The 1,361-nt window shown below is 71.9% G+C and carries 1 protein-coding gene; it reads right to left on the reverse strand.

What is annotated here, in order from left to right; all coding sequences use genetic code 11:
- Nucleotides 1–164: 164 nt before the first annotated feature.
- Entirely contained in the window at nt 165–1,250 is a 1,086-nt protein-coding gene (rhaS, locus tag LFA75_RS23670; protein ID WP_225236167.1) for a rhamnose ABC transporter substrate-binding protein, read from the reverse strand.
- Nucleotides 1,251–1,361 lie beyond the last annotated feature (111 nt).

The following is a 1,361-nucleotide window of genomic DNA, read 5'->3' on the forward strand; positions in this document are numbered from 1 at the left end:
GCCGGTGATCGGCGAGGCGGCCAGCCACTGCGCGCCCGCGGCGGAGACGCCGGGGGTGTGCGGGCCGGCATCGTCGGCGTTGGCGAAGGCGGCGGCGTCGTGGCCGAACCGGCTCCAGCCGGTGCGGGACAGCCCGCCGGCGGCCGCGGGCAGGGGGAGCCGGCTCAGAAGTCGAAGTCGGCGATGTTGTCGGCGTTGAAGACCGTCGGGTCGCCGAGGACGATCTCGCCGTCCGCGCCGACCGTGTACTCGCCGAGGTCGCCGGCGGTGAAGGTCTGGCCCTCCTCACCGGTGATCTGGCCGGCGGCCAGGGCAGCGCCGGCCCAGGCGGCGAGGTAGCCCAGGTCCTCGGGGTTCCACAGCGCGAAGGAGGTGACGGTGCCGTCCTCGACGAACTCGCGCATCTGGTTCGGGGTGCCCAGGCCGGTCAGCGCGACCTGGCCCTTGTACTCCGAGCCGGACAGGTAGCGGGCCGCCGCGGCGATGCCGACGGTGGTCGGGGAGATGATCCCGGCCAGGTCGGGGTAGGTCTGCAGCAGACCCTGGGTCTCCTGGAAGGACTTCTCGTCCTCGTCGTCGCCGTAGACGGTGGTGACGATCTCCATGTCCGGGTACTCGGAGGCCGCGTACTCGGTCATGAGCTCGATCCAGGTGTTCTGGTTCGTCGCGTTGGCCGTGGCCGACAGGATGGCGACCTGGCCGGTCCCGCCGATCTGGTCGGCCATCTCGTCGATCTGGGTCTCCGCGATGCCCTCCGCGGTGGCCTGGTTGATGAAGACGTCGCGGCACTCGGGGTCGGTGTCGGAGTCGAAGGTGACGACGCTGGCGCCCGCAGCCCGTGCCTGGTCCAGCGCGGAGCAGATGGCGTTGGGGTCGTTGGCCGAGGTGACGATGACGTCGGCGCCCTGCTGGGTCAGCGTGTTGATGTAGCTGACCTGGGAGGAGGCGCTGGCCTCGGACGGGCCGACCTCGCTGTACTCGCCGTCGAACTCGCCGACCGCCTGCTCTCCGCCGCCGTCGGCCACGGAGAAGTAGGGGTTGTTCAGCTGCTTGGGCAGGAAGGCGACCGACAGGCCGGAGGGGATCTCGGCGTCGGGGTCGGCCTCCGCGGTCGACCCGGAGCCGCCACCGGCGGAGTCGTCGTCGCCACGGGTGGTGCCGCCGCAGGCCGCGGCCGACAGCAGCACCGCGGCGACGGCGGTGCCGGTGATCGCCCGGCGCACGGGGCGGGCGGTCAGGAAGCTGGTCATGGGTTCCCTCTCTGGGCGGCCGGCCGTCGGTGGCCGGTCTGTGGGCTGGCTCTTATACACCTCTGACGCTGCCGACGATACCCCCTGTGTAGGTCTCGGTGGGTGCCGGCG

Source organism: Klenkia terrae (assembly GCF_900491935.1).
GTDB lineage: Bacteria > Actinomycetota > Actinomycetes > Mycobacteriales > Geodermatophilaceae > Klenkia > Klenkia terrae.